General features: G+C 49.5%; 11 protein-coding genes. All 11 read left to right on the top strand.

Features of this window, described 5'->3' with window-relative positions; all coding sequences use genetic code 11:
* On the top strand, positions 1 to 1,209 hold a 1,209-nt coding region (gene tuf, locus C0068_RS09485), incomplete at its 5' end, for an elongation factor Tu (RefSeq protein WP_233208785.1).
* Between the two features lie 238 nt (positions 1,210 to 1,447).
* Positions 1,448 to 1,759, top strand: a complete 312-nt coding sequence (gene rpsJ, locus C0068_RS09480) for a 30S ribosomal protein S10 (protein ID WP_103684259.1) — start codon at positions 1,448 to 1,450, stop codon at positions 1,757 to 1,759.
* A gap of 121 nt (positions 1,760 to 1,880) precedes the next feature.
* Positions 1,881 to 2,525: a 50S ribosomal protein L3 gene (rplC, locus tag C0068_RS09475; RefSeq protein WP_103684258.1), complete on the top strand. Its 645-nt coding sequence runs from the start codon at positions 1,881 to 1,883 to the stop codon at positions 2,523 to 2,525.
* A gap of 11 nt (positions 2,526 to 2,536) precedes the next feature.
* Positions 2,537 to 3,157, top strand: coding sequence for a 50S ribosomal protein L4 (gene rplD / locus C0068_RS09470; RefSeq protein WP_103684257.1), 621 nt, complete (start codon positions 2,537 to 2,539; stop codon positions 3,155 to 3,157).
* Positions 3,154 to 3,450: a 50S ribosomal protein L23 gene (gene rplW / locus C0068_RS09465; RefSeq protein ID WP_103684256.1), complete on the top strand. Its 297-nt coding sequence runs from the start codon at positions 3,154 to 3,156 to the stop codon at positions 3,448 to 3,450. The genes rplD and rplW overlap by 4 nt, the downstream gene beginning before the upstream one ends.
* A 17-nt stretch (positions 3,451 to 3,467) precedes the next feature.
* Entirely contained in the window at positions 3,468 to 4,292 is an 825-nt protein-coding gene (rplB, locus tag C0068_RS09460) for a 50S ribosomal protein L2 (RefSeq protein WP_103684255.1), read from the top strand.
* Between the two features lie 38 nt (positions 4,293 to 4,330).
* Positions 4,331 to 4,606 (top strand): 30S ribosomal protein S19, encoded by a 276-nt coding sequence (rpsS, locus tag C0068_RS09455; protein WP_103684254.1) that lies wholly within the window; start codon positions 4,331 to 4,333, stop codon positions 4,604 to 4,606.
* A 25-nt stretch (positions 4,607 to 4,631) separates the two neighbouring features.
* Positions 4,632 to 4,970: a 50S ribosomal protein L22 gene (gene rplV, locus C0068_RS09450; protein ID WP_103684253.1), complete on the top strand. Its 339-nt coding sequence runs from the start codon at positions 4,632 to 4,634 to the stop codon at positions 4,968 to 4,970.
* 14 nt (positions 4,971 to 4,984) lie between these two features.
* Complete coding sequence (rpsC, locus tag C0068_RS09445) at positions 4,985 to 5,659, top strand: 30S ribosomal protein S3 (protein ID WP_103684252.1); 675 nt, start codon at positions 4,985 to 4,987, stop codon at positions 5,657 to 5,659.
* Between the two features lie 11 nt (positions 5,660 to 5,670).
* Positions 5,671 to 6,084: a 50S ribosomal protein L16 gene (rplP, locus tag C0068_RS09440; RefSeq protein ID WP_103684251.1), complete on the top strand. Its 414-nt coding sequence runs from the start codon at positions 5,671 to 5,673 to the stop codon at positions 6,082 to 6,084.
* Positions 6,084 to 6,275 carry a 50S ribosomal protein L29 gene (rpmC, locus tag C0068_RS09435; RefSeq protein WP_103684250.1) on the top strand — a complete coding sequence of 64 codons (192 nt, stop codon included), beginning with the start codon at positions 6,084 to 6,086 and terminating at the stop codon, positions 6,273 to 6,275. The genes rplP and rpmC overlap by 1 nt, the downstream gene beginning before the upstream one ends.

Below are 6,275 nucleotides of genomic sequence, written 5' to 3'. Positions count from 1 at the left end.
TTTGAACGTAATAAGCCCCATTTGAACGTGGGCACCATTGGTCACGTTGACCATGGTAAAACCACGCTGACAGCAGCGCTGACGCGCGTATGTGCGGAAGTATATGGTGGTAAAGCGGTAGCGTTTGATGGTATCGATAACGCACCTGAAGAGCGTGAGCGCGGTATTACCATTGCGACCTCGCACGTTGAGTATGATTCATCAACTCGTCACTACGCTCACGTCGACTGCCCAGGTCACGCTGACTACGTTAAGAACATGATCACTGGTGCTGCTCAGATGGACGGCGCTATTTTGGTATGTGGCGCGACTGACGGCCCAATGCCACAAACGCGTGAGCACATCCTGCTGTCACGTCAGGTTGGCGTACCTTACATCGTTGTCTTCCTGAACAAGGCAGACCTGCTAGCTGAAGATTGCGGCGGTGTAGGCAGCGAAGAATACAATGAAATGCTTGAATTGGTAGAAATGGAGCTGCGTGAGCTGCTCGATATGTACGAATTCCCAGGCGACGACACGCCAATCATTGCTGGTTCAGCATTGATGGCATTGAACGGTCAAGATGACAACGAGCTTGGCACTACTGCTGTAGCGAAATTGGTTGAAGCTTTGGATACTTACATTCCACAGCCTGAGCGTGCGGTTGACCTGCCGTTCTTGATGCCAATCGAAGACGTATTCTCAATCTCTGGTCGCGGTACTGTTGTAACCGGCCGTATTGAGCGTGGCATTCTGCGTACTGGCGACGAGATTTCTATCGTTGGTATTCGCGACACCACCAAAACCACCTGTACTGGTGTTGAAATGTTCCGCAAGCTGCTTGACGAAGGTCGCGCTGGTGAGAACGTAGGTGTGTTGCTGCGTGGTACTAAGCGTGATGACGTAGAGCGTGGTCAAGTATTGGCTAAGCCTAGCTCAATCACTCCACACACTCGCTTCGAAGCAGAAGTGTACGTGTTGTCAAAAGAAGAAGGTGGTCGTCACACGCCATTCTTTAAAGGCTACCGTCCACAGTTCTACTTCCGTACCACAGACGTAACTGGTGCGTGTGAGCTGCCAGAAGGTACTGAAATGGTAATGCCTGGCGACAACGTGAAAATGGACGTAACCTTGATTGCGCCAATCGCGATGGAAGAAGGTTTGCGTTTTGCAATCCGCGAAGGTGGTCGTACTGTTGGCGCCGGCGTTGTTGCTAAAATCGTAGAGTAAGTTTTCACGCCTAGGGCGTGATTTGCTTGCAGAAAGGGAGGCATCGAGCCTCCCTTTCTTAGTTCTAAAATACCTTTTTGGTATTTGTAATTGGTTGTGGTTTGTATAGTGAAATATCCAAGATATTTAGTTGACAACGTCTTGAGATATCTTTAACATTCCGCTTCCTTTTTTCGGGTTACTTCACGCGGATTCGTCGCGCTGGGCTCGGATTTATTTGGGATGGGAGTTTGGTCAGGTGCAAAATCAACGGATTCGAATTCGTTTAAAGGCTTTTGATCACCGTCTCATCGATGCGTCTACGCAAGAGATCGTAGACACTGCTAAGCGTACTGGTGCGCAGGTAAGAGGTCCAATCCCTCTTCCTACTCGCAAAGAGCGTTTTACAGTGCTGGTCTCTCCGCATGTAAATAAGGATGCGCGTGATCAGTATGAGATCCGCACCCATAAGCGCATGTTGGACATCGTAGAGCCTACAGAAAAAACTGTAGATGCATTGATGAAGTTAGATTTGGCGGCTGGTGTAGAAGTTCAAATTAGCCTCGGCTAATTAAAACATGTAAATACTGAATTATTTTCAGACCCGCTCGGGGGCTGGCCCTGGGTTGTGTAACGCGCTTTACCGCGCGGCCATAGAGGGTGTTAGCCCCGTACACTGAGAGGTTGGAGCAATGACTATTGGTTTGGTCGGTCGTAAAAGCGGCATGACGCGCGTTTTTACAGAAGACGGCATATCTATTCCGGTAACGGTGATTGAGGTTGATCCTAATCGCGTTACTCGTGTCAAGGCAGATGATGTTGATGGTTATCGTGCTATCCAGGTTACTACTGGGGCTCGTAAGGCGTCACGTATATCTAAAGCAGAAGCAGGTCACTTTGCTAAAGCCGGTGTTGAGGCTGGTCGTGGTCTGTGGGAATTTCGTTTAGAGCAAGGTGAAGAGAGCCCCGAAGTCGGTGCTGAGCTAACTGTTGCTGCTTTCGAAGCCGGTCAGAAAGTTGACGTGACTGGGCAGTCTAAAGGTAAGGGTTTCCAAGGCGGTATCAAGCGCTGGAATTTCCATATGCAAGACGCCACTCATGGTAACTCCTTGTCTCACCGTGTGCTTGGTTCTATCGGTCAGTGTCAAACGCCGGGTCGCGTTTGGAAAGGCAAAAAGATGGCTGGTCATATGGGTGCTGAGCAAGTAACGGTTCAGACTCTTGAAATTGTTCGAGTGGACGCTGAGCGTAACCTGATTTTAATCAAGGGTGCTGTTCCAGGTGCTCCAGGTGGTGACGTGTTTGTGCGTCCTGCCGTGAAAGCTAAAAAATCCTAGGGGGCGATGCAGTGGAATTAAGTATTGCGAAACCCGGTAACGGGGCTGCAGCGGGAACTGTTCAGGTATCTGACGTTACCTTTGCTCGTGAGTTTAACGAAGATCTAGTGCACCAAGTAGTAGTGGCCTATATGGCTGGTGCTCGCCAAGGTACTCGTGCTCAAAAAACACGCTCTGATGTCAGTGGCGGCGGTAAGAAGCCTTGGCGTCAAAAAGGTACTGGTCGTGCTCGTGCAGGTACAATCCGTTCGCCAATATGGCGTGGGGGCGGCGTTACATTCGCTGCAAGACCGCAGGATCACAGTCAAAAAGTAAACCGCAAAATGTACCGTGCTGCTATCTGCACGATTCTGTCTGAGCTGGCTCGTCAAGAGCGCTTGGTTGTGGTTGAAGAGTTTACTTTGAATGAGCCTAAAACCAAGTTGCTGGTTAAGTCGCTGGGTGAGTACGGTCTTAAAGGTGCTTTAGTAGTTACCGAAGAAGTAAATGGTAATTTGTATCTGGCAGCGCGCAACCTTCACGATGTTGACGTTCGCGACGTAAGCGGCGTTGACCCAGTTAGCCTGATCGGCTACGAGAAAGTGGTTGTCACTGTGGCTGCATTGAAAAAGTTTGAGGAGCTGTTGGGATGAATACAGAGCGCATCTATAAGGTACTGCTCGGCCCGCACGTTTCTGAAAAAAGTGCAGCCAGTGCTGAGCTGAGTAATCAAGTGGTATTCAAAGTACTGCCGAGTGCCAGCAAGCTTGAAATCAAAAAAGCGGTTGAAAAGCTTTTTAAGGTTGATGTGTTGGGTGTTCGCACTGTCAATGTTAAGGGCAAAGTAAAACGTAATCGTTTTGGTTTGAGCAAGAAATCAAACTGGAAAAAGGCGTATGTTAGCCTTGCGCAGGGTCAAGATATCGACTTTGCGGTCGCTGAATAAGTCTGGAGTTTAGTCAAATGGCAATTGTTAAAAGTAAACCGACTTCTCCCGGCCGTCGCTTTGTCGTCAGGGTTGTAAATCCTGACTTGCACAAAGGTGCACCGCACAAGCCGCTGCTTGAGAGTCAGTCGCGCAATGGTGGTCGTAATAACAACGGCCGTATCACTACCCGTCACGTTGGTGGTGGTCATAAGCAACATTACCGTTTAATCGATTTTAAACGTAATAAAGATGGTATTCCTGCGCGTGTAGAGCGTTTGGAATATGATCCTAACCGCACTGCTTTCATTGCCTTGGTAATGTATGCGGACGGTGAGCGTCGCTACGTAATTGCGCCTAAGGGCGTTGCTGCTGGTGACCAAATTGTTTCCGGTGAGTCATCACCTATTAAGCCGGGCAATACACTGCCTATTCGCAATATTCCAGTGGGTAGCACTATTCACTGTGTTGAAATGAAGCCAGGTAAAGGCGCGCAGTTGGCGCGTAGTGCTGGTACTTCGGCTCAGCTGGTTGCGCGTGAAGGCCAGTACGCAACAATTCGTTTGCGTAGCGGTGAGACGCGTAAAGTATTGTCAGAGTGCAGAGCAACATTGGGTGAAGTATCTAACAGCGAGCACAGCTTGCGTAAGTTAGGTAAAGCGGGTGCGTCGCGTTGGCGCGGTGTTCGTCCTACCGTTCGCGGTGTGGCGATGAACCCGGTAGATCACCCACATGGTGGTGGTGAAGGTCGTACTTCTGGTGGTCGTCATCCCGTATCTCCTTGGGGTATGCCGACTAAAGGGTATAAGACCCGTAAAAATAAGCGTACAGACAAACTAATTGTGCGTCGTCGCGGCAAGTAAGCCGTTTAGATGTCAATTAGAGTAAAGAGGATAAGCTTGTGCCACGTTCATTAAAGAAAGGTCCGTTTGTCGATCTTCATTTGTTGAAGAAGGTTGAAGTAGCGGTAGAAAAAAACGATCGTCGCCCCATTAAAACGTGGTCGCGCCGCTCTATGATTCTGCCTGAAATGGTAGCTCTGACTATCGCTGTGCATAACGGTCGTCAGCATGTTCCGGTTATCGTTACCGAGGACATGGTTGGGCACAAATTGGGTGAATTTGCCGCGACTAGGACCTATAAGGGTCACGTGGCCGATAAAAAGGCCAAGCGTTAAGCTTGGGCCGAGAGAGGCTTTTAAGATGGAAGTAGCGGCACGTTTAAAAGGCGCAAGAATTTCTGCCCAGAAGGCTCGTTTGGTTGCTGACCAAATTCGCGGAAAGGGTGTAGAGGAATCGCTAGATCTGTTGACGTTCAGCTCTAAGAAAGCGGCGAGCATTATTAAGAAAGTGCTTAACTCCGCAATCGCTAACGCTGAGCACAACGAAGGCGCTGATGTTGATGAGTTAAAGGTTTCTACGATCTTTGTAGATGAGGGTTCTACTATGAAGCGCCTTCGTCCACGTGCAAAAGGTCGCGCGGATCGTATTCTCAAAAGATCTTGTCATATCACGATTAAAGTTGCTGACAGCGAAGGCTAGGTAGGAGAGACCACATGGGTCAGAAAGTACACCCGACCGGCATCCGGCTGGGAATCGTTAAAGAACATAATTCCGTATGGTACGCGAGCGGTAAAAATTACGCTGCGAACCTAGTAACGGATCTAGAAGTTCGCGAGTTGCTCGAGAAGAAGCTTGCGAGTGCATCGGTAAGCCGAATCGTTATTGAGCGTCCGGCGCAAACCGCGCGCATTACGATTCACACCGCGCGTCCTGGTATCGTTATCGGTAAAAAGGGCGAAGATGTCGATAAGCTGCGTAAAGAGCTTTCGGTCAAAATGGGTGTGCCGGTTCATATCAACATCGAAGAGATCCGCAAGCCGGATTTGGAAGCGAAGTTGGTAGCCATGAATGTCGCTCAACAATTAGAGCGTCGCGTTATGTTCCGTCGTGCGATGAAGCGTGTTGTTCAAAACGCAATTCGTCAGGGCGCGGAAGGTATCAAAGTACAGGTAAGTGGTCGTGTCGGCGGAGCAGAGATTGCTCGTACCGAATGGTATCGCGAAGGTCGTGTGCCATTGCACACACTGCGCGCTGATATCGATTATGCGACGCACGAAGCAGCTACGACTTACGGCATCATTGGTGTCAAGGTCTGGATCTTCAAGGGTGAAATCTTGGGAACCAGAAAAGAAGCGGTCGAAGCTAAGGCTAAGAAAGGTTCAGAGTAAGGGTTACGCAAATGTTACAGCCGAAGCGCACAAAGTTTCGCAAGCAACACAAAGGTCGCAACCGTGGTCTGGCAGAGCGCGGTAGCCGGGTCAGCTTTGGTGATTTCGGCCTGAAGGCAGTTGGTCGCGGACGTATTACAGCTCGTCAGATAGAGGCGGCACGTCGTGCTATGACTCGCCATATCAAGCGGGGTGGAAAAATCTGGATTCGTGTTTTCCCAGACAAGCCAATTACCGAAAAACCTCTCGAAGTTCGTCAGGGTAAAGGTAAGGGTAATGTTGAGTACTGGGTAGCGCAGATTCAGCCGGGTAAAGTCTTGTACGAAGTAGAAGGCGTTTCCGAAGAGCTGGCGCGTGAAGCATTCGCCTTGGCGGCAGCAAAGATTCCTGTGCCAACCACATTTGTTAAGCGGGTGGTGATGTGATGAATGCTTTAGAATTACGCGAAAAGTCAGTTGACGATCTGAATGCCCAACTGTTGCAGCTGCTTGAAGATCAGTTCAAGTTGCGTATGCAAAAGAGTACCGGCCAGTTAGCGCAGACGCATTTACTGAAGAAAACCCGTCAGGAAATTGCACGCGTTAAAACTGTGCTCCAGGAAAAGGCAGGTAATTAA

Source organism: Zhongshania marina, assembly GCF_002915595.1.
GTDB classification, from domain to species: Bacteria; Pseudomonadota; Gammaproteobacteria; order Pseudomonadales; family Spongiibacteraceae; genus Spongiibacter; species Spongiibacter marinus_B.
Note: the sequence above shows the minus strand (reverse complement) of the source record. Positions and strands in the feature narration are given on the sequence as shown.